At 39.2% G+C, this 21106-nt stretch carries 21 protein-coding genes; 12 read left to right on the top strand and 9 right to left on the bottom strand.

What is annotated here, in order from left to right; genetic code table 11:
- Nucleotides 1-81: 81 nt before the first annotated feature.
- From trpA to hisIE, 7 genes are all read left to right on the top strand, one after another.
- Nucleotides 82-855 carry a tryptophan synthase subunit alpha gene (gene trpA, locus FHS59_RS21510; RefSeq protein ID WP_184498107.1) on the top strand — a complete coding sequence of 258 codons (774 nt, stop codon included), beginning with the start codon at nt 82-84 and terminating at the stop codon, nt 853-855.
- 86 nt (nt 856-941) lie between these two features.
- Nucleotides 942-1961, top strand: a complete 1020-nt coding sequence (locus FHS59_RS21505; protein WP_184498105.1) for a bifunctional 3-deoxy-7-phosphoheptulonate synthase/chorismate mutase — start codon at nt 942-944, stop codon at nt 1959-1961.
- Between the two features lie 295 nt (nt 1962-2256).
- Nucleotides 2257-3033, top strand: coding sequence for a phenylalanine 4-monooxygenase (locus FHS59_RS21500; protein WP_184498100.1), 777 nt, complete (start codon nt 2257-2259; stop codon nt 3031-3033).
- A gap of 130 nt (nt 3034-3163) precedes the next feature.
- The gene (gene hisH, locus FHS59_RS21495; RefSeq protein WP_184498098.1) at nt 3164-3760 is read left to right on the top strand and encodes an imidazole glycerol phosphate synthase subunit HisH; all 597 of its coding nucleotides are present in this window, start codon (nt 3164-3166) and stop codon (nt 3758-3760) included.
- A gap of 190 nt (nt 3761-3950) precedes the next feature.
- Nucleotides 3951-4667, top strand: coding sequence for a 1-(5-phosphoribosyl)-5-[(5-phosphoribosylamino)methylideneamino]imidazole-4-carboxamide isomerase (gene hisA, locus FHS59_RS21490; protein ID WP_184498096.1), 717 nt, complete (start codon nt 3951-3953; stop codon nt 4665-4667).
- Nucleotides 4668-4881: 214 nt separating this feature from the next.
- Nucleotides 4882-5637, top strand: coding sequence for an imidazole glycerol phosphate synthase subunit HisF (hisF, locus tag FHS59_RS21485; protein WP_184498094.1), 756 nt, complete (start codon nt 4882-4884; stop codon nt 5635-5637).
- Nucleotides 5638-5639: 2 nt separating this feature from the next.
- Nucleotides 5640-6248, top strand: a complete 609-nt coding sequence (gene hisIE / locus FHS59_RS21480) for a bifunctional phosphoribosyl-AMP cyclohydrolase/phosphoribosyl-ATP diphosphatase HisIE (RefSeq protein ID WP_184498092.1) — start codon at nt 5640-5642, stop codon at nt 6246-6248.
- A gap of 31 nt (nt 6249-6279) precedes the next feature.
- On the opposite strand, the gene FHS59_RS21475 is transcribed toward hisIE, so the two are convergent.
- Together FHS59_RS21475 and FHS59_RS21470 are read right to left on the bottom strand one after the other, a co-directional pair.
- Complete coding sequence (locus tag FHS59_RS21475; protein WP_184498091.1) at nt 6280-7596, bottom strand: S41 family peptidase; 1317 nt, start codon at nt 7594-7596, stop codon at nt 6280-6282.
- A gap of 52 nt (nt 7597-7648) precedes the next feature.
- Nucleotides 7649-8041: a Dabb family protein gene (locus FHS59_RS21470; RefSeq protein WP_184498089.1), complete on the bottom strand. Its 393-nt coding sequence runs from the start codon at nt 8039-8041 to the stop codon at nt 7649-7651.
- 155 nt (nt 8042-8196) lie between these two features.
- Here FHS59_RS21470 and FHS59_RS21465 point away from each other — a divergent pair, with 155 nt between their 5' ends.
- Nucleotides 8197-9183 (top strand): aldo/keto reductase, encoded by a 987-nt coding sequence (locus FHS59_RS21465; RefSeq protein WP_184498087.1) that lies wholly within the window; start codon nt 8197-8199, stop codon nt 9181-9183.
- 40 nt (nt 9184-9223) lie between these two features.
- On the opposite strand, the gene FHS59_RS21460 is transcribed toward FHS59_RS21465, so the two are convergent.
- Together FHS59_RS21460 and typA are read right to left on the bottom strand one after the other, a co-directional pair.
- Entirely contained in the window at nt 9224-10141 is a 918-nt protein-coding gene (locus FHS59_RS21460; protein ID WP_184498085.1) for a hypothetical protein, read from the bottom strand.
- Between the two features lie 160 nt (nt 10142-10301).
- On the bottom strand, nt 10302-12107 hold the full coding sequence (gene typA / locus FHS59_RS21455; protein WP_184498083.1) for a translational GTPase TypA: 1806 nt from the start codon (nt 12105-12107) through the stop codon (nt 10302-10304).
- A gap of 242 nt (nt 12108-12349) precedes the next feature.
- Here typA and FHS59_RS21450 point away from each other — a divergent pair, with 242 nt between their 5' ends.
- Nucleotides 12350-14500, top strand: a complete 2151-nt coding sequence (locus FHS59_RS21450) for a GH92 family glycosyl hydrolase (protein ID WP_184498081.1) — start codon at nt 12350-12352, stop codon at nt 14498-14500.
- A 147-nt stretch (nt 14501-14647) separates the two neighbouring features.
- Here FHS59_RS21450 and FHS59_RS21445 read toward each other — a convergent pair whose 3' ends face one another.
- Genes FHS59_RS21445 through FHS59_RS21430 form a run of 4 tightly spaced genes read right to left on the bottom strand, consistent with a single transcriptional unit; the run spans nt 14648 to nt 17004 of the window.
- Nucleotides 14648-15346, bottom strand: coding sequence for a hypothetical protein (locus FHS59_RS21445; RefSeq protein ID WP_184498079.1), 699 nt, complete (start codon nt 15344-15346; stop codon nt 14648-14650).
- Complete coding sequence (locus FHS59_RS21440; protein ID WP_184498077.1) at nt 15343-15960, bottom strand: hypothetical protein; 618 nt, start codon at nt 15958-15960, stop codon at nt 15343-15345. Before FHS59_RS21440 ends, FHS59_RS21445 begins: the two co-directional genes overlap by 4 nt.
- Complete coding sequence (locus FHS59_RS21435) at nt 15957-16637, bottom strand: hypothetical protein (RefSeq protein WP_184498075.1); 681 nt, start codon at nt 16635-16637, stop codon at nt 15957-15959. The genes FHS59_RS21440 and FHS59_RS21435 overlap by 4 nt, the downstream gene beginning before the upstream one ends.
- A gap of 19 nt (nt 16638-16656) precedes the next feature.
- Nucleotides 16657-17004 (bottom strand): PadR family transcriptional regulator, encoded by a 348-nt coding sequence (locus FHS59_RS21430; protein ID WP_146920531.1) that lies wholly within the window; start codon nt 17002-17004, stop codon nt 16657-16659.
- Nucleotides 17005-17317: 313 nt separating this feature from the next.
- Here FHS59_RS21430 and FHS59_RS21425 point away from each other — a divergent pair, with 313 nt between their 5' ends.
- Nucleotides 17318-18232, top strand: a complete 915-nt coding sequence (locus tag FHS59_RS21425; RefSeq protein WP_184498073.1) for a glutaminase — start codon at nt 17318-17320, stop codon at nt 18230-18232.
- 60 nt (nt 18233-18292) lie between these two features.
- Nucleotides 18293-18883, top strand: coding sequence for an outer membrane beta-barrel protein (locus FHS59_RS21420; RefSeq protein ID WP_184498070.1), 591 nt, complete (start codon nt 18293-18295; stop codon nt 18881-18883).
- Between the two features lie 5 nt (nt 18884-18888).
- Here FHS59_RS21420 and FHS59_RS21415 read toward each other — a convergent pair whose 3' ends face one another.
- The gene (locus FHS59_RS21415; RefSeq protein ID WP_184498068.1) at nt 18889-19554 is read right to left on the bottom strand and encodes a GDSL-type esterase/lipase family protein; all 666 of its coding nucleotides are present in this window, start codon (nt 19552-19554) and stop codon (nt 18889-18891) included.
- A 241-nt stretch (nt 19555-19795) separates the two neighbouring features.
- Here FHS59_RS21415 and FHS59_RS21410 point away from each other — a divergent pair, with 241 nt between their 5' ends.
- Nucleotides 19796-20917 (top strand): DUF4407 domain-containing protein, encoded by a 1122-nt coding sequence (locus tag FHS59_RS21410; RefSeq protein ID WP_184498066.1) that lies wholly within the window; start codon nt 19796-19798, stop codon nt 20915-20917.
- Nucleotides 20918-21106: the final 189 nt, after the last annotated feature.

Genomic DNA, 21106 nt, shown 5'->3' with positions numbered 1-21106 from the left:
GTGAGATGTTTGATGTCAGATGTGTGTATTTAACACCGGTCATCGTTCACCTAACATCGGTCCGTTAAAAAAAGAACATAAATGAACCGAATACATACATTATTTAATACCAAAAAGGAGCGTGTTCTCTCTATCTATTTCACAGCTGGTTTTCCAGAGCTGGAAAGTACGATGGAAATCATGGAAGCGATCCAAGCAGGTGGTGCTGATATCATTGAGATTGGAGTTCCTTATTCTGATCCTGTAGCAGATGGTCCGACCATTCAGGATAGCAACATGATTGCATTGGAAAATGGTATTTCGCTGAAAAAGATCTTCGAACAACTCAAAGGTTTCCGAGCCAAAATCCGTATTCCTGTAGTTATGATGGGCTATTTAAATCCAATTATGCAATATGGAATGGAGGAGTTTTGCAAGAAATGCAAAGAAGTGGGTGTGGATGGACTAATTCTTCCTGATTTACCAATGCAGCAATTTATAGATGATTATAAAGCGCTGTTTGAGGAATATGGTTTGGTGAATACCTTCTTGATTTCTCCCCAAACTTCAGAGAAAAGGATTCGTGAAATTGACCAAAACACCAACGGCTTTATCTACATGGTTTCCTCCCATAGTATTACTGGCGCTAAAGCAGGTATTTCGGAGGAGCAAATAGCCTATTTCGAAAGAGTAAAAGCCATGAATTTGAAAAACCCAAGATTGATAGGTTTTGGGATTTCAGATGCTGAGACCTTCTCCAAAGCTTCAGAATATAGCAATGGGGCAATTATCGGTTCTGCTTTTATCAAGACAGTAAAAGGCTCCAAGAATTTAAATGAGGATATTCAGAAATATTTAAAAAGTGTTGTTGAATAAAAAATAAGCCACTTTATCTCATTTTCTAATAAATAATTTATCAATCCGAAGTTTCGTACTTCGTATTTCATAATTCGTAAATCACCATGATTATTCAGCTTCAGCCCGATATTTCCGAAAGCCAAAAAGATAAATTGATCCGTGAGGTCAACGGAATCGGCTATAAAACTACCGAAGTAAAAACCCAGCTGGGCGACTATCTAATCGGTATCGGTAAAAAGGATTTTGATATCCGAAAGATCGGTCAAATGGATGGCATCGTCGATATCCATATTGTTTCTGATGAGTACAAGTTGGTCTCTAAAAAATGGAAGGCAAAACCAACGTCCATCGATTTGGGAGACAACATCTTTATCAAAGATGGTGAGATGGCGGTTATCACTGGGCCTTGCTCTATAGAATCAGAGGAGCAAATTCGCGCAGTGGTGGCGCACTGTGTAGAAAATGACATCAAGATGATGCGTGGGGGTGTGTTTAAACCAAGAAGTAGTCCTTATGCTTTCAGAGGATTAGGACTGGAAGGTTTGAAGCTTTGGTATCAAATTGCCAGTGAAGCAGGCATTAAGATTGTGACTGAAGTGATGCAAACTTCTCAGATCGAGGAGATGTATCCATATGTGGACGTATATCAAGTAGGTGCTAGAAATTCTCAAAATTTCAACTTGCTTGATGAATTGGGTAAAGTGGACAAAGCCGTGATGATAAAGCGAGGAATATCGGGAACGATAGAAGAGCTTTTACAATCTGCAGAGTACGTTTTTTCTGGAGGAAATGAGAAATTGATTCTTTGCGAAAGAGGAATCAGAACTTACGAAAGAGCTTCCAGAAATACTTTGGATTTGAATGCAATCCCGATTTTGAAAGCAAAATCTCATTTGCCGGTGATTGTGGATCCTTCTCATGGGATAGGTATTCGTGCTTATGTGCCACAGATGGCTTTGGCTGGTGTGATGTCTGGAGCAGATGGGATAATCTATGAATCACATGAAACACCAGAGAAAGCTTATTCCGATGGTCAACAAACCTTGGATTTTGCCCAAAGTGCAAGGTTAGCTGCATGGATCAGAGAGAGTTTCGCGATGCGAAAAGGATTTGATTTGTTGTAAAAAATTGATTTCTAGATTAACCTGATTAAATTAGTAGCATGAATCCGACACCAAGAACTTTCGTACATCATTCTTACCACCATTCTCAATGAAGGGGTAGGATGACTATGGTTTTTTTGGTAAAAAATATAGAGGCCTATTCCTTCCAGGAGTAGGCCTTTTTTTATTTCCAGCGTCATTGCGAGTGACGAAGGAGCGAAGCAATCACCGTTATGATGCTTCTCCAGAAGCTGGACAACTGTGACGGAAAAAGAAGAATATTAAAAAGAACAGAATATACCCAAATAGCAAGAACATGAATTCAAAACCAAAAGACTGGGTCTTTAGCGATCCACGACTACAGAAACTCAGGCAGGAATACGATGCCTATACTCCAGAAGATTTTAAAGTCTGGAAGATTCTCTTTGAACGACAGATGCCCAATCTCCCGAAAGCTGCTTCCAAAGCCTATTTAGAGGGAGTTGAAATCGTGAAATTTACCGCCGATAAGATTGCGAATTTTGATGAGCTGAATCAGATTTTATCGAAAACCACTGGATGGGAAGTGCAAGTAGTTCCTGGCTTGATTGACGATGATTTGTTTTTTGGATTGCTAAACAAAAGACGATTTCCTTCTTCGACCTGGCTGCGTAAAATGGAGCAATTGGATTACCTGGAGGAGCCAGATATGTTTCATGATGCTTTTGCACATATGCCGATGTTGACCAATCAGCCCTATGTGGATTTCTTGGAAAAACTTTCCGGCATCGCTTTAAAACATATCAAAAATCCTTGGGCGATCCAGTTGTTGAGTAGGATTTATTGGTTTACGATTGAGTTTGGCTTAATAAAAGAGGATGGAGAGCTAAAAATTTATGGGGCAGGTATCCTAAGTTCGGCAGGAGAGACTAAATTCAGCCTTTCAAATGAACCGAAGCATTATGATTATGATGTTCGGAAAATTATGAATCAGGAATACTGGAAAGATCACTTCCAGGATAAATACTTTGTGATCGAGAATTACGAGCAACTTTACGAGTCGCTACCTGAGATTGAGGCAGTGCTCGAGGAGATGTTGGGAAGTGAGAAGTAGGAGGTTTTGAAGTTTGGGCGTTAGGGAGATATAACTATTTATCGAAAATAACTATTGACCGAAGTCGGAAGACAGAAGACAGAAGCAATTAACTTCAGTCTCCGGTCTTCAGTCTTCAGTCTTCTAAAAAATGAATATAGCAGTCATTAAATATAATTCCGGCAATGTGCAGTCGGTGCTTTACGCTTTGGAGCGGTTAGGTGTTCATGCTGAATTAACAGATGATCCAGAAGTAATCCGGGCTGCCGATAAAGTTGTTTTTCCTGGGCAGGGAGAGGCGAGTACTGCGATGAGATATCTCAAAGAGCGAAAACTTGACACCTTGATCAAGGAGTTAAAACAGCCGTTTTTGGGTGTTTGCCTTGGATTGCAATTGCTTTGTGAACATTCAGAGGAAAATGATACCGAGTGTTTGGGGGTTTTTCCAGTAAAAGTAAAACGCTTTGTGCCGGAGAATTCTCAGGAGTTCAAAGTTCCGCATGTGGGTTGGAATGAACTAGAAAATCTAGCTGATAACCCGCTTTTGAAAGACTTGCCAGCCAATCCTTTTGTGTATTACGTGCATAGCTTTTATGCCGAGTTGAGTGAGTTTACAATTGCCCAGACGCATTATATCCATGATTTCTCGGGCATACTTCATCGGGATAATTACTACGCAATTCAAGCGCACCCTGAGAAAAGTGGCTTGGTGGGAGAGAAGTTATTAAACAATTTCCTTAGTGTCTAATACCAATTATTTTCGATTTACGAATTACGATATACGAGATTGGCTTGAACCTCAATCAACATTCCCAATTCTTAACATCTGGAAGGGCTAATATAGGTAGGATGTGGAAAACTGCAATTGAGCTCGCAAATCCTATATTGTAAATCGTAATTTTCCAATCTTTCAACATTAAAATTTTCGAATTCTAAAAATGCAAATAATCCCAGCAATCGACCTCATCGGAGGCAAGTGTGTCCGTCTTAGTCAAGGCGATTACAGCAGCAAAAAAGAATACCACGATGATCCATTGGAAATGGCCAAGCGCTTTGAAGGAGCTGGAATCCAGCGCCTGCACTTGGTTGACTTAGATGGAGCTAAAGCAAAGAAAATTGTGAATGGGGAAGTGTTGGAGCGGATTAGCGTAGGAACAAGCCTCCAAGTTGATTTTGGAGGAGGAATTCAGGCGGATGAAGAGATAGAAAAAGCTTTTGAATTGGGAGCAAAGCAAGTGACTGGTGGAAGCATTGCTGTGAAAAATGCCAGTTTGTTTAAAACTTGGATTAAAACCTACGGCTCAGAAAAAATCATTTTAGGAGCGGATGCAAAGGATAGAAAAATAGCTGTTGGAGGTTGGGAAGAGACGACAAAGGTAGATTTGATCCCTTTCATTAAAGATTATGTGGCATTGGGCATTAGTTATGTCATTTGCACTGACGTCGCGAAAGACGGTTTGCTTCAGGGACCTTCAGTGGATTTATATAAAGAGATTTTGGAAGAAATCCCTGGTGTGAAACTGATCGCAAGTGGAGGGGTTTCCTCGGTCAAAGACTTGGAAGAACTGGAGAAAATCGGCGTATATGGGACGATAGTTGGAAAGGCGTACTATGAAGGGAGAGTAAGTTTGGAGGAATTGGCATCGTTTGGTTGATTTTACTAGAGTATTTACGAATGACGATTTTTGATTTACGAGATTGAACTGATCATCAAACCTCATTTCCACTTCTGACCATCCTGAAGGATTAACTAATTGAACAATGCTTAATACTTAAATTGAGCTCGTAAATCGTAACTCGTAAATCAAAAAAATTAAGTTCGAATGAAGAATTCCGAATTATGAATAATGAAGTTTTGAATACTATATAATGTTAACAAAGAGAATAATCCCTTGCCTCGATATCAAAGAAGGCCGAACTGTCAAAGGAGTGAACTTTGTGGAACTTCGTGACGCAGGAGATCCAGTGGAATTGGCAAAAATTTACTCTGATGAAGGAGCTGATGAGTTGGTGTTTTTGGATATCACAGCGACTGTTGACAAAAGGAAAACTTTGGCTGAATTGGTGACCAAAGTGGCAAAGGCGATCAATATTCCATTTACAGTGGGAGGTGGGATTTCTACAGTGGAAGATGTGAAAGTGCTTCTAAATGCAGGGGCAGATAAGATTTCCATAAATTCATCTGCAGTAAAAAATCCTCAGATCATCAATGAAATGGCTGCCGAATTTGGCTCCCAATGCATCGTGGTGGCAATAGATACGCGGAATGTCGATGGAATTGACTTTGTGCATACGCATGGAGGAAGGAAAGCTACTTTGTTGAAAACTCAGGAATGGGCACAAGAGGTTTGCGATCGAGGTGCTGGAGAAATTTTGTTGACATCTATGGATCATGATGGTACCAAGGCGGGATTTTCGAATGAATTATTGGCAGAGATTTCATATGCACTTTCCATTCCTGTAATCGCATCCGGTGGAGCTGGAACCATGGCACATTTCAAAGATGTGTTTACCTTTGGCAAAGCAGACGCGGCTTTGGCAGCAAGTATTTTTCACTTTAAAGAAATTGGTATTCCTGAATTGAAGAGTTATCTCTCAGATTCAGAAATCAGTATAAGAATATAGTAATGAGCGAAAGAATTATAGATTTCAAGAAAATGGACGGTTTGGTTCCGGCAATTGCACAGGATTCTCTAAGTGGGAAAGTATTGATGCAGGGCTATATGAACGAGGAAGCTTTAGCAAAAACAAAAGAAAGTGGAATGGTTACTTTTTTTAGCCGTAGCAAAAACCGACTCTGGACCAAAGGGGAAACTTCCGGTAATTTCATGGAATTGGTTTCTATCGCTGTGGATTGTGATGGAGATTCGATTTTAGTGAAAGCTAATCCAAGAGGTCCGGTTTGCCATACTGGGGCTGACACTTGTTTTGATGAAGTGAATGATTCAAAAACCGGTTTTATCGATCAGCTCAGAGCAATTATTAAGGATCGGAAAAACAATCCAACTGATAAGTCATATACCGCTTCCCTTTTTGCCAAAGGCATCAATAAAGTTGCTCAGAAGGTAGGCGAAGAGGCTGTGGAAATCGTGATTGAAGCGAAGGATGATAATAAAGAGCTTTTCATGGGAGAGGCAGCCGATTTGCTTTACCACTACCTGGTTTTATTAGAAGCCAAAGGATATGAATTGGATGAAGTGATGGAAGTGCTGATCGATAGGCATCAGAAGAAATAAAAAAAAGCCCGGTTGATGCCGGGCTTTTTTGCTAATAAACAGGGAATTCCTGTTGCAATCCTTTAAATGCATCTATCATCTCCCATCGAGGGCGATAGTAAGAATTTAGCATTCTGCTATTTACTCCTCCATTTTCCAAAACCTGAATAGCGGCCGATAGTCTCAAATCCTGAGAATCTCCCCAATCGAATTGCGGGGTGTCTCCCACAAGAAAATCCGGTTCAAATCCATCAAAATATTCAGCGTTGCCTTCTGCGTTTGCAGTAGCAAAAGTGATAGGGACCAATTCCACATTATTCTTTTTGAGAACTGGTTCATAAGGTGAAAGAGGGAAAGAACCCACTGGTTTTCCAAAGGTATTATCCCCAATCAAAGTAATGTCAAAATAAGGGGTAAGGCTATTTATGACTAATTCGGAGGCAGAAGCAGTTCCCCTTGAAGTGATGAAAACTAACCTGTCTAGGCTTAGAGAACCGATTTTTTTAAAATTGGTGCTATTCTCTAGATTGGTTTTTAGGTAGTTCAGCTTATTGGTGTACATCAACTTGCCATTGTTTGCAGATTGAATCAGGTAATTTGAAATTTGCTCTGCTACAGCTACAGACCCTCCTCCATTGTATCTCAAATCAATGATCAGTTCGCTTACGCCTTGATTCTGGAAATAGGTAAATGAATCTTCGACTTCTTGGCTTCTTGTCGGACTTAGACCCGCTGTTGCTTTGAAACTGTTATAAACCCAATAGCCAACTTTTTTTCCTGTCAGTTCGATGACTGTTTGGTATAAAACAGAATTAGACTGGTATTCAGCTTTTGTGTTAGAGCGAGTCGTAGTCGATCCATCAGGAAGTTTGAAGGTAAAGGAGTTGGTTATTCCAGCTTCTGCTCCACCCAATTTAAAATCATAGCCGCCTGATGTGGTTTTATAATCAGCAATTGGCTTTCCATTCACTTCGATAATTTCCCAACCTCTTTGCCAACCATCTTTTCCAGCTGGAGCTTCATCAAAGACAAAGGTTAAATAAAGTCGCTCATTAGCATCGAAAGCAAATCCAAAACCATGGCCTGCATTTCTGCCAACAAAAGCATTGTTGAAGTCTTCCTGGGTGGTCAGGTATGAAAACCTATCCAAAGGCTTGAATTTTATCGCTTCAAGAAACTCTTCATTCGAAGCAAAATCAGATAGATTTGGTTTGGGAGGAAGTTCTTGATTCCAATAATACCATTCTTCCATCGTATCATAGATTGCATCCTTTACAACGTCAGATTGTGGATTTGGCGTAGGATCATCTTTTTTGTTGCAGGATCCAAGTCCCACTAACAGCAAACTCAGGTAAATAAATTTTCTCATTTTATGAGTTGATATGAATCCTAGTTACGATAATTATTGGAATCAAGATGTGTTATATCGCTATATCGTAGACTTTTACAGTCTTCCACATATGTGAATATTTTTCAATGAACTCCAAATGTAGTGGATCAGACTGATAAACATTTTGATCTTCTAAGCTATCAAAGAAAATCGTACAAGAAACCTGAAAAGAGTGGTCTACCACGTCACGATCGGCAGTATCAGCCGGAACTCCAGCTATGAATTTTCCTACTGTTTTACATCTTCCCAACATAGGAACTGCTTCTGTTAAAAACTCTTCAGTGTTAGCTACATCATGCAGGTAAAAATAGACCTGATGAATCATTTTTTGTTTTGCCATTTCTTTAGCGATTGATTGAATAGGTAATACGGCTGCAGCACTTGCTACGCCAACAGATTTTAAGAATTGTCTTCTAGATTTCATTTCTGTATAGGTTGAATCGAAAAATGATCTCCGAAAAACTGGATCAATTTTCATCAAAGATTCTAAAGATAAAAATTTATATTGCTTTTCGATAGCCATTTTAAATACCCGATGCTTATAACTTTTTGTAGGCCATTCTTTAATAAAAAATACCCATGAATTATCGTAAACTAGGTAAAACAGGATTTGAAATCTCAGAAATTGGACTTGGAACATGGCAAGTTGGTGGAGGCTGGGGAAAGCCTTTTGATCCAAAGATTGCAGAAGAATTATTGCATACAGCGTTTGATAATGGAGTTAATTTTGTTGATACCGCAGACGTTTACGATGCCGGGCTCAGCGAAGCGGCTGTAGGGAAAGCGGTAAGAGAGCGCTCTGAAAAAATCTATGTTGCTACCAAGTGTGGAAGGCGAATACAGCCTCATGTGAATGAATCCTATACTGTTGATAAACTCAGAAGGCATGTGGAGGATAGTTTAAGGAATACAGGGTTGGATAGACTGGATTTGATTCAGTTGCATTGTCCTCCGGAGGCAGTTTATCAGAGAGATGAGATTTTTGAATTATTTGAAAATCTAAAAGCTGAAGGGAAAATCGCAGCGATGGGTGTAAGTGTGGAGCAGGTGAAAGAAGGATTGAGTGCTATCAAATATGATATTGTGTCAACCATTCAGGTGATATTTAATGTTTTCAGGCAAAAGCCGAATGAAGTTTTATTCCGAAATGCCCAAAAAAACGAAATTGGAATTATTGTACGTGTGCCTTTGGCGAGTGGTCTTTTGAGCGGGAAAATCACCCCTGAAACAACTTTTTCCAAAGACGACCATCGCTATTTCAATAGAGAGGGAAAAGCCTTTGACAAAGGAGAAACTTTTTCAGGAGTGCCACTGGAAATAGCTTTTGAGGCTATAGAAGAATTAAAAAGAGAGTTGGGAGCAGATCAGTCTTTGGCGGAGTTTGCCTTGAAATGGATATTGATGTTTCCTGAGGTGAGTACGGTGATTCCGGGAGCATCGAAGCTTTCTCAGTTGGAGTCCAATATTCAAGCTTCGGATGGCGTGCCACTTACTTCTGCGCAAATGGCAATAGCAAAGGAGGTTTATGAAAAATATATCAAAAAGGAAGTCCACCTTCAATGGTAAAAATGAAGCCTGATTTATTTCTAGAATCAGGCTTTATTGATTATTGCCCATTTTCGTTTTCTTTCCGCAATTGTGCCATTTTTATTCTGTTCTGAACCTGCTTGTGTTGGTCAGTTAAAAAGTCGTAATTAATAATCTTTTTATCTGTTCGATCCATCAAAGTAAGTTGATCTTCACCTATTCTGACTACCTGTAACTTTTTGTCTCCTAACTTCTTACTATTTAGCTTGACAAAAAGGACACCATCTTTTTCTGATACCTCACCTAATTCATCTAAAATAGGGAAATAGTCTTTATCCCAAGATTCCTGAAAAACTAGATTTGGACTCCAATCGTTGCGGGATAATTCTAATCTTTGGTAATAATTGAATTTGTGGTTTTCGATCATCTCTTTAGCTGCAACTATATCCAGTTTTTTAGAAGAATAGGCTTTCGCAGAATAGGTAGTCATGGTGCTATTACCCGGTGTATTTTCATTGCCGTATTGATTTCCACGCTGGAACTGATTCCCGATAAAAAGTGCGTTGGCACCCATCATAAAAGCTTCAGTTTTTAGTTTAGTCAGGGCTCTGTTGTTCACGTTGTTTACGCTGGACAATGTGGTCACGCCAACAGCCTTGGAAAATAAATCTCCTTTCATATCTAAGCCTTGCACATCATCAGGATTAAAAGTGATGAAAACCTTTTCAATATCCAGTATGGAGTTGATTTCTTTGAATGGTGTAGTGAATTCCTCAATTCTCCCACTGGAAAACTCAATCTTGTTTACTACATTTTTACTGATTGTATATAGCACTTCCTCGCCTGGAAAAGTGTACTTGATGAAATCCGGTCCAACTTCTTTTATCTTGACTTCTTTAGTTTCATCGGTCAGAAATAACTTATCATTTTTTGTTTGGGAAAAGCTAATGCTTGAAATAAGCAAGCAGACTAGAAGGGGGAAAAGTGATTTGTTCATCAGGAGATAGGGTTTAGTTATGGCAAAGATTGCAAATAAATACGTGTTAGGTAAACGAATGTTTTACATAAAAACACTTTTAAATAAAAAAATCCCTCAAACTTTCGTTTTGAGGGATTCGCATTTAGCTTGATTCTAGGATCTTGGTTCTAAAATCTAATTAAGCCTCCTTCTTTGCCATTCTTGTTCTTTCTCCTTCGTCCAAATAGATTTTTCTCATTCGGATAGTTTTAGGAGTGATCTCCAAGTATTCGTCTTTTTGGATGTATTCCATAGACTCTTCCAAAGAGAATTTCACAGCAGGAGCAATCTTCGTGTTATCATCAGAACCTGAAGCTCTCATGTTGGTCAATTTCTTGCCTTTCTGTACGTTTACCACGATATCATTGTCTCTGTTATGAGCTCCGATTACCTGGCCTCCGTATAATTCCTCTCCTGGATTAACGAAGAAAGTACCTCTGTCCTGAAGTTTGTCGATCGCATAAGCTGTACAAGCTCCACCTTCCATAGAAATGATAGAACCGGTATTTCTTTCAGGAATTGCTCCTTTGAAAGGCTCATATGCAGTGAATCTGTGATTCATGATCGCTTCACCTTGAGTAGCAGTCAATACGTTGTTTCTCAATCCTATCAAACCTCTAGAAGGGATTTTGAATTCCAAATGCTGAAGATCACCTTTAGGCTCCATGATCAACAATTCACCTTTACGCTGAGTAGCTAATTCAATTACTTTACCAGAAGATTCAGCAGGTACGTCTACCACCAATGTTTCAATTGGCTCGCAGTTTACACCGTCGATTTCTCTGTAGATAACCTGAGGCTGACCTACCTGAAGTTCGTAACCTTCTCTTCTCATAGTTTCGATCAAAACCGACAAGTGAAGAATACCACGTCCATAAACCAAGAACTTATCTTCAGAATCAGTTGATTCAACTCTCAAGGCAAGATTCTTTTCAGTTTCCTTCATCAAACGATCTCTCAAGTGACGGGAAGTCACAAATTTCCCTTCTTTACCGAAGAAAGGAGAGTTGTTGATAGTGAAAAGCATGTTCATAGTAGGCTCATCGATAGCGATTCGCTTCAATGGCTCTGGATTTTCTGCGGAAGCAATGGTATCACCGATTTCAAAATCTTCGATTCCGGTTACAGCACAAATATCACCTGCTACTACTTCTGAAACTTTGGCCTTACCCAAACCTTCGAAAGTATGAAGTTCTTTAACTTTTACTTTTTTGAAAACATCACCCACTTTACAAAGAGTCACTTGCGCTCCTTCTTTGATAGTTCCTCTTTTTACTCTTCCGATGGCAATACGTCCTACGAAGTTAGAGTAATCCAAAGAAGTGATCTGCATCTGAAGAGATCCCTCTTCGATTTTTGGAGCAGGAATATGATCCACAATTGCATCAAGCAAAGGGATGATAGAGTCTGTTGGAGTTTTCCAGTCAGGACCCATCCAGTTTTGCTTTGCAGAACCATAAAGAGTTTGGAAATCCAATTGCTCTTCTGTTGCATCCAAGTTAAACATCAAGTCAAAAACTGCTTCATGAACTTCATCAGGACGACAGTTTTCTTTGTCTACTTTGTTTACAACAACGATTGGAGTCAATCCAAGATCCAATGCTTTTCCAAGAACGAATCTTGTCTGAGGCATTGGGCCTTCGAAAGCATCCACCAAAAGGATAACGCCATCAGCCATCTTCAATACACGTTCTACTTCACCACCGAAATCGGCGTGACCAGGAGTGTCAATGATGTTGATTTTGGTGTCTCTGTATCGAACCGAAACGTTTTTAGAAAGAATGGTAATTCCTCTTTCACGTTCCAAGTCGTTGTTGTCCAAGATCAGGTCATCAAACTGTTGGTTCTCTCTGAATATTTTAGAAGCATGAATGATTTTATCAACCAAGGTAGTTTTGCCGTGGTCAACGTGTGCGATGATCGCGATATTCCGAATATTTTGCATGGTTTGCCTAATTGAGCCGCAAAAGTACGAATAATATTTTGCAGTAAGGTTATGACTTAATGAAGTTTACGCTTTTTATAGAGTATAACCGGGTAAAAAGTTTCATTTTAACTCAATATGGGCTTTCCGTCAATCAAATTCTTGTTTGAATATGGGTGTAGTATGATTAGAATTGTTAGTTCATTTTGCTGATTTTTAAAAGGCTGGATGATAAACACTTAACTATTGATAATTCAGGATTTATGAGATTGAATTTGAGGATGCCATTTTGGGTATTAGGATTTTTTGTATTACAAAACGCTTTTGGTCAAGAAAAACCAACTGACCTAGTCAATCCTTTTATAGGTACGGCTCCGCTGACAGACCCTTCTGTGATTGGATATACACCACCTAGGGACTGGAGGGTCTGGGCAGGGTTGACTTTTCCCGGAAGTGCACTTCCAAATGCCATGGTTCAGCTTAGCCCAATTACAAAATGGGGATCCGGAGCAGGATATGAGTATGAGGATTCAGAGATTTTAGGTTTTGCTCATACTAATAAAGGACATTGGAATCTTTGTAATCTTCCTGTTCTTCCTATTTCACAAGAAGCAACTGCTCCCTTTAAATCTACTTTTTCGCATGAAAATGAATATGCCAGCCCAGGATATTATGAGGTGTTCTTGGATGATTATAAGGTTGGGGTGAAATTGACTTCGACGCTAAGAACAGGGATTCATGAGTATCTTTTTGAAAAACCAGAAGGCCGAAGGATTCTTTTTGGCTTGGGAAAAGCCAATAACGGAGTTTCGGATTGGGATATTAATCTCGTTGGAACAAACGTCTTAGAGGGTTTTCAGCGAGTAGGAAGAGATAAAGTTCATTTCTATGCAGTTCTAAACCATGAAGTCTTTAATCTGAAATTGGAGTCAAAAGGAGAAAAAGATGGATACGCCATAGTTTCAATTTCTGATAAAGAAGCTGGAAAAGTGGTCATGAAAATTGGTATTTCTTATGTGAGCATTGCTAATGCAAAAGAAAACCTGGAAAGTGAATCAATAGACACCTCCTTTGAAGAAGTTCAAAAGGCAGCCGTTAAGGAATGGGATGGTTTGCTTTCGAAAATTTCTGTGAAAAGTGACAGCCATCGAAATAAGGAAATGTTCTATACTTCCCTTTATCGGACTTTCCTTTGGCCGGCTTTACGCAGTGATGTGAATGGAGAATTTTCAGATGAGGCTGGGAAAATCCAAAAACAGGATTTTAAGTATTATACCATCCCATCTCTATGGGATACTTATAGAAATAAGTTGGTGCTTTTGAGTATTCTGTCTCCAGAAGTAACCGGTGATGTGATTTCATCTTTGATCAGTCGAGCTGAGATTACAGGTTTTGTACCGACTTTCTTCCATGGAGATCATGGAGCTCCATTTATAGCAGGCTCTTACAAAAGAGGTATTGATAATTTTGAAGTAGAAAAAGCCTATCAATATCTTCTTCGCAATGCTTATGAATCAGGTAGTCCACGGGCATTTGTGGAGGAATATATTGCCAAAGGCTATATCTCAGATCCAGATGTTGAGAAGCCTCATGTAGAAACCAAAGCCAGAGCGGGAGTTTCCAAGACTTTGGAATATGCCTATGATGATTATTCATTGGCGATTTTGGCTGATACGCTCGGGGATAAAGAACATTTCCAAGACCTAATGAAGCGCTCCAAAAACTATCAAAACGTTTTTGATCCATCGATAAATTTCATGAGAGGAAGGCTTGAAAATGGAGATTGGATTTCACCATTTGATTCAGAGTATCCCTATTATGAGTATATGTTTAGAGAAGCAAATGCCTGGCAGGTTTCTTTTTACGCTCCTCACGATATGCCAGGACTAGTGAGTCTATACGGAGGGCCTGATAAGTTTGAGGCAAAGCTGGATGAGTTTTTTACCAAACCTTGGAATCCAAATCACATTGCCAGAAACATATCTACTTTCATCGGGCAATATTGTCAGGGGAATCAACCTGATCATGAGGCTCCATTTGCTTATTACTATGTGAACAAGCCGGAAAAATCACAGGCTATTCTGGATAAGATCATGAATGAACTTTACGGTATTGGCCCAGAAGGTTTGGCTTTGTCAGGAATGGATGATGCTGGGGAAATGTCGTCTTGGTTCGTTTGTGCTGCAGTGGGCCTTTATCCTATGTCACCTGCCGATGCGGATTATTTAGTGACTGTGCCACTGTTTGATGAGGTTACCTGGAAAGTTGATATCGGTAGTGATTTGGTGATCCTGAAACCGAATGGAGGTAGAAAACTGAAGGAAATCAAAGTCAACGGCAAGCCTTTAGATGGATATTATGTAGGGCACGAGCTGTTTAGAAAAGGTGGAAAGATTGAGCTTGTGACGAATTGAATGGTCAATATTTAATGATCAATTAGCAAGGGTTAATAATCAAGGCTAAAAGTTGAAGAAGGTATAAAGTTAAATAGCAAAGAGGCTTTTATGTAAAATTATAAACTACATCAGTTTCATAATCAGGTAGTTGTTTAGAATATGATTTTACCCCTCATAAATGGCCTGTAGCTTTCTGATTTCTTCAATAGACCTGTCCAAAACTCTAGGCAGAAGGAAAATCGATAAGAAAGAAATGGCTATTAGCAACAGTCCTAATGCCATGATAACCCCTTTACCAGTAAAATCTATTACGTAATTTGGGTTGTCAAAAAATCTTAAACCGTTTACATTGAGTTGCAAAAAGAAATTAAGGATTAGCATAAAATTGTTGGTGCTTTTATATGCCACATAGTTCTTAAGACTTTTATTCACCCTATAGTAGCTTGCAACAATAAAAATTAGTCCTGCGAAAAAGAAAAGAACAGCCCAATTGGGTAAAGTCAATTCATACCCAAACGGTCTTGTGTTTACACTCAGCCAATACAGAATAAATCCAATCCCTGCAGGGTAAATGATTCTATAGCTCGTGAAAAACTCCACAAATTCTTCCCAGAAGAATCTTCGATAGCGTTTTTCTATGCTTTTGGTATAGGACTCAGCCAAATCAGAAAAACCAAAGATCCCGAATTCACTATGGACTTTCCTAAAAGCGTCGTCAAGCGACATATCTGGCTTTTCCTCCAATAATACTTCTACCTTGCAGGCTACATGATCCAAGATCTCATATTGCAAGTCGATCTCGGGATAACCTTTGTAGGAAATCAGTTTTTTGAGGGTGTCGATTTGGGAAGGAGATAGTTTCATGCTGTTTTAAGTCTTTTTGTTTGAAAAACTACCTCCGAAAGTCCAGCAATAAACAGATGTGAAAGCAAAAATGTAATTAAGCAAATGGCTAAAATAGGAGATAGTCCAAGCCATACCATTAAGTCAAGGTTAAGCACAAACTGAGAAATGCAGATCATAAGCCAAAGTGTATTGCCCGCAGCTACAACTTTTGAATTTTTCAATAATCCTCCCCAAAGCCCTATCAATGCTAAGCCTACTGTAGTACCGATGAATATGGTTTTTACATGCCTTTCTGCTACATCAGGGCTGTATTCAAAGAAATTAATGATGATTACCCAAACGGCAAACAGTAAAATGCTTTTCAATAGAATTGATCCTTTCAACATATTTGAAGCTATGTTTTTAAGAAAGCCTATGTGAGTGGCTAGCAAAAGCTTCCTCTGAAATTGGGATGGATTTATTTCTTTACTTATTTCTGAGAAGGCCTTATCAAAAGAACTACCTTTCTCCATTGCGTCTTCTACTTTTGAAGCAAAATGATCTACTAATTCTGCTTTGATATCATCATAATAGATTCTTCTGCCAGACAGTGAGGATTGTATTTTGTGGATTTGGTTTTTGGTAAGTTTCATATCAGCGCAGTTCTAGATTTGATCTTCCAGGCCTCGAAAAGTGTCAGTGAATAACTGGCATAAAATAAAAACAAAGCCAAAGTCGCCGCTAAGAAATAAGGGCTTTCCATAAATTCTGGGATATCAAATATTTTTGGAGTTAAAATCAATAAATTAAAGGAAGATGTGATTAAGGATAGCTGGATCATGATGACTTTCAAGAGTGATGACTCTATGGTTCTTGGGCTATCAATCATTTTTTTGATTTTTCTTACTTTTTTAAATGATCGATAGTAAATCCAAGCTGATAAAATCACAATCGAAATCATAGGAATAATAAGAAGCTGAGCTTTTGTTTTATGTTCGACCTCCATCCAAATGATAATATAAATCGCCAAGAAAAAAGTAGTTGCCAAGAATTTAGGCCAAGTGAAATAGGTTTTGAAAATCGACCATTGAAAGCTCAAGATATCATTTTTTGAGGCTTTAAAGAGCTTTGCCTGAAGGGAATGACAATACCCAAATGTGAATTTTTGCTCCAATTCAAACAGCTCAGATTCGAATTTCGAACTTTCAAAACTTTCCAAATGACTTACATAATGGTCATAGATTTCAATCACGATTTCCGCTGAAGTCAACTCTTTGGCCGCAATCACCTTTTTTACCTGATCAAGTTCCTTTTCTGTTAATTTTCTCATAATTGTCACGTAAAAAAAATCAGATATTAAAACCCGGTTTTAGGTCCGGAGTCAGAATTCGCTGAAGGTTCTCTACGAAGCCTTGCAACTCAGACATTTTACTGGTGACTTCCTTTTGACCATCTTTAGTTAGGCTGTAGTATTTCCGCACCCGGTTATCCACCTGCTGGATTTCCGTGCTGAGCAACCCTTCAGCTTCCAGCTTGTGCAGCGCAGGGTAGAGCGCACCTTCGGTGATTTTGATTTCCCCCGCAGTCAGTTCCTTCACCCGTTGGGTGATTTCATAGCCATACATTTTTTCATTCTCCTCCAGAAGTTTGAGAATGATGGTTTGGAGCGAGCCTTTGATCAGATTGTTGTTCGACATGTTTTGCTGTATTACCTAGCTTTCCCAAATATATAAAAATATTATATACATAAGATTCTGAGGTATGATTTTTTATTATCAATCGAACGTCTAGTTGTTATCGGGATACATGTCAGTCCGAGCGGAGTCGAGGACAAAGTTTTACTAAAGTTGAAAGGCCTTCGACTTCGCTCAGGCTGACATCTTCATCTTTGTTTTATTTTCTTCTCAAACATGAAATAACTGTCAGCCATTTTCTGAATGTTAAATTATCTCATAGTTGATATCTCAAAAAAATCTTTTTTTCCTTCCCAATTTTCCACACTTTTCCAACATGGACTACCAGCAGCTAATAGAAGAAGTGTACCATGAGGTGCAGGAGGAGAATCTCCGAGGCAAAGTCGCCGACTATATTCCTGAGATTGGAAACGTCAATCCGAATCAGTTTGGGATAGCTCTCGTGGATCTCAAAGGCAATGTGTATGGCGTAGGAGACCGTCAGAAGGCGTTTTCAATTCAGAGTATCAGCAAGGTATTTACACTGACTATGGTGTTTAATTTTTTCAACTCAAAGCTTTGGACTCGGGTGAATGTGGAGCCAAGCGGTGATCCTTTCAATTCTATTGCTCAACTGGAATATGAAAAGGGAATACCAAGAAATCCTTTTATCAATGCCGGAGCTCTGGTGATTACCGATGCCTTGTGCAGTAAGTTCGAAAATCCTATTGATCAGATTACCGACTTTATCAATGAATTGGCAGGTGCTACATGTGTGAAAATCAATCCTGAAGTACAGATTTCAGAAAAGAACCATGGAGAGCGAAATACAGCATTGGCTTATTTTCTTAAATCTTTCAAGAATTTCAATAATCCAATAGATCAGGTGCTAGATGTGTATTTTTCACATTGCTCCATGGAGATGAGTTGCGTAGATCTCGCCAAATCCTTTTCCTTTTTGGCCAATGATGGGTTTTCAATTTTTGCCAATAGACAGATTTTAACCGAAAGCCAATCCCGAAGAGTGAATGCATTGATGCTGACTTGCGGGTTTTATGATGAAGCGGGGGAGTTTGCGTTTAAAGTGGGATTGCCCGGGAAAAGCGGAGTCGGGGGAGGAGTCGCTGCAGTGATGCCTCATAAGTTTAGCATTGCAGTTTGGAGTCCTGAACTCAATGAGAAAGGAAATTCTGTCAAATCAATCCGAGCTTTGGAGCTTTTGACTGATAAATTGGCCTTCTCATTATTTTAAATTTCGGCAAAAGCTTCGTTTGGTTCTTTTTTTGATATAAATCCTAAAATGGCACTTGGAATGAAAAATTTACGATCTTACTTTCTGTTTTTGACTTTATTTCTGAGTGGGGTTTTGGCATTTGCTCAAAATAAAGGGCCGGGTTTTGGAGTAAAAGGTGGGCTGAATTATTCCACCTCGGGAAAAAATTTTAAAGACGCTGAGTCGATCTGGAAAAATCCAAGAGCTTCTTCAGGATATCATTTTGGTGCTTTTTATAAACTCGGGCATTATGATTTGTTTCTAAGACCTGAGTTATTGTATTCCAATACAAAATTTGACACAGGTTTAGGAACAGTGAAATTGCAACGTCTTGATGCTCCTGTTTTAGTGGGTATGAATTTTTTCAAATTCATCAGCCTGGTGGGAGGCCCTTCATTTCACTATAGTTTAAAGGATAATTATTCTGATTTTTTCGAAAATTCCCCGGATAAGAATTTGTTTCTCGGGTATCAATTTGGTCTTGGGGTTAATGTTGGTCCAGTAGGATTGGATCTTCGATATGAACGAGTTTTCAATGACCAAAAATTAACTTTGGATCAATTTTTAAAGAGAAAAGACAATTTCCGCACGGAACAGATTATCCTTGGCCTTTCTTTTCAGATTAAATAAGGTGGTTAATCTTCCGTCAGGAAAGGAGTGAAAATTTCTTTCCAAAGTGCATATCCTTTTTCATTCATATGAAGATTGTCTCCAATAAAAATATCTGATCTTGGTACGCCTGTTTTGTCCAGCATGATGTCCCATACATTGACAAAGTTCACATTTTTATGTGCGGTGCAATATTGACGCATCAGGTCATTGAGCACCAAATAGGAAGTTTTTAATTCCCATCTTGATGGACTTGGTTTTGCAGAAATCAAGTTGACAGTGGCGTTTGGTAATTGTTTCTGGATTCTTGTCACTATCTCATCTAGAGTAGTCATGATTTCGGCTGCAGTTTTCCCGCCGTTTATATCATTATCTCCTTCGTAAATAAAAACCTTAGAGGGTTCTAATCTCAGAACCAGTGGGAAGAGTTGTGCTTCTAAATCCTCGGCCGTCGATCCTCCAAACCCTGTATTGATGATTGGGACTTCTGGGAATTGATTCTGAAGACTTTTCCACATCCTAACACTAGAGCTTCCTGTGAATACGACACTCCCTTTTGACCAGCCGATGCTATCCAAGTGATGGCTTATGTCTGCAACTTCTTTATCGAATTTGTTGCTTTGTGCAAATGTGGAATTCAATCCTAAAATAAGGACTAAAATGAGGGCTGAGAAAAGAGATTTTGGATTCATGTCTTAAAGATATTTTCTTTTCTGCAATGGTCAAAACCGTCCATAACATGCTCATACTCGTACACTTCGGACAGTTGGCGATTTTGTCCCTCTAGTTTTTCGTCACAAAATTTTTATCAAAAAGCTTGTTTTTGGCCTGTTTTAGATGATTTCGTCACATTTATGTCTTTACGCGGTAGTTAAGAGGTTTTTTGGTGAAGTTTTAGCGTTATAAAGACAAATCATTCCAAATACCCTTTTCATGGAGCAACTCACTCGTTTTTTCTGGTTTTGCAGCGGAGCTAATTTTTCTTTGCTAAAAAGATCTCCTACAGAGTCAAACAAATACATAGGAATCGGTGCCACAGTGTTTTTCACAGGAGTATTGGCAGCCTTGGCAGCCGGATATGCATTGTACACAGTTTTTCAGTCAGTTTTACCAGCTGTATTATTCGGACTTCTCTGGGGATTTATGATCTTCAATCTGGATCGGTTTATTGTTTCCAGTATGAGGAAACGTGAAAATGCCTGGTCTGAATGGAAACTTGCAATTCCTAGATTGGTACTGGCAGTTTTACTGGCATTGGTGATTTCAAAGCCTCTTGAGCTCAAAATGTTTGAGCGTGAAATCAATCGAAAAATTGATGAAAAAAGAACTGAATTTATTACTCAATCCAAAGAGAATCTTGCGAAAGGCTTCCCTGAAATTCAGGAGTTGGAATTGAAAATTGAAAGCCTGAAATCGGAAGTGAAAGAAGCTGAGGATTTCCGTGATCAATTGCAAAGAGAATACGATGCTGAGCGTTTTGGAGAAAAGACGGCAGGGACGAGTGGAATAGTAGGAATAGGAACGAATGCTAAGAAAAAAGAAGAACAACTGGATGCAGCCCAAGTCGCTTTGGATGAATTGAAAGTCAGGAATCAAGTTAGGATTGATACTGTGGAGGCTCAGATCAGGGAGTTTATGGCCTTGAGACAAGCCGAATTTGAAAAACAGCAGCCTGGGATCGAAGGCTTTGATGGACTTGCAGCAAGGATGGATGCTTTGGCGGCATTGACTGAGGAAAGCGCAGCAATGGCCTTGGCAAATGTCTTTATCATGTTGCTTTTTATTGCCATTGAAACAGCACCGATTTTTGTGAAACTGATTTCACCAAGAGGTCCATATGATGAATATTTAGAATTGCATGAAGATCGAGTGAGGCTATTTAAAAGCGAGAAATGGACCAAGGCAAAAGGAGAATCGAAAGCCAGAGTGGATTATTTCCAGGAAACGCATTTTTATGCGACGGATCTAAACAAGGAAAAAACCAACCGTAAAAATAAAGCTCAAACTGAAGCCGAAATTGAAGCTATTGAGTCGAAATGGAGGAAAAAAGTTTAACCATGATGAAAAAAAAGGAGGCTGTCCTAAAAGCTTGTAATTTGTCAGCCTGAGCGTAGTCGAAGGGTCCTCGACTCCGCTCGGACTGACACGCATATCGTGCCATTAGATCGATCTGACATTGTTAGCGTAGTCGAATTCAAAATACGCCAATCGAACTGAATTTCGAATTCATTCAATGAGATAAAC

The sequence above is a fragment of the Algoriphagus iocasae genome, from assembly GCF_014206875.1.
Lineage (GTDB): Bacteria > Bacteroidota > Bacteroidia > Cytophagales > Cyclobacteriaceae > Algoriphagus > Algoriphagus iocasae.
This window is presented reverse-complemented; position numbering and strand designations above follow the sequence as displayed.